The sequence below is a fragment of the Catenibacterium sp. UBA627 genome (genome assembly GCF_002299355.1).
GTDB lineage: Bacteria > Bacillota_I > Bacilli_A > Erysipelotrichales > Coprobacillaceae > Catenibacterium > Catenibacterium mitsuoka.
In genome coordinates this window covers 4,470-5,057 of sequence record NZ_DBPF01000043.1, presented here as the reverse complement: position 1 = coordinate 5,057, position 588 = coordinate 4,470, and the positions used below count along the sequence as shown (strand labels likewise).

Here is a 588-nt window from a genome sequence, read left to right as displayed (position 1 = left end):
GGTACTTTCTCTTTATTCATATATTTTAATAGTGTTTTTGCCATATTTTGATAATGATGATATGACTTCTTCTGTGAAAAATAGAGAGGAATCACTTCCCTAATATAAGAGGCTTCCTTTGTTTCTTTATACACAATTGGTGATGCAAACCATTCAAGTAATGATGGATTTGATTTATAAAGAAGTTTTAAAGCCTTCTTGATATCCCATCCACTTATATCAAATACTTCATCTATAGGCAGTTCTATCACATCTGATTTTTCATCCAGACAAAGATAATCTTCTTTTTCTCTTACATAAATAAATCGTACATCATAATCGCTATCAACAGACTCAAAACCCCAGGCACGACTTCCTGACTCTATCGCATATATAATCTTAACATGTTCTCTCTTCTCAATCTCCTTGAGCTTATTAATAATTTCTTTTCTCATTTCCATGCTCCTTATAGTTATATACAGGCTTTAACACCTCTATGACATCTACTGTTTCTCCAACAACATCTAGTATATCTTCCACTGATTTATAAGCCTGTGGCGCTTCATCCAATGTATCTAGAGAAATAGATGTTGTATAAATTCCTTCCAT

Annotated in this window: 2 protein-coding genes; both read right to left on the bottom strand. The window is 32.5% G+C overall.

The features are described from left to right. Positions 1-434, bottom strand: a 434-nt coding sequence (locus B2S90_RS03010; protein ID WP_286696525.1) for a nucleotidyltransferase domain-containing protein, incomplete at its 3' end; no start/stop codon positions are given. Then, positions 415-588, bottom strand: a complete 174-nt coding sequence (locus B2S90_RS03005) for an RtcB family protein (RefSeq protein ID WP_286696526.1) — start codon at positions 586-588, stop codon at positions 415-417. The genes B2S90_RS03010 and B2S90_RS03005, both read right to left, overlap by 20 nt.

Coding starts and splice junctions, on each gene's coding strand:
- B2S90_RS03005 (WP_286696526.1), bottom strand. CDS start 588: ATGGAAGGAATTTATACAACATCTATTTCTCTAGATACATTGGATGAA.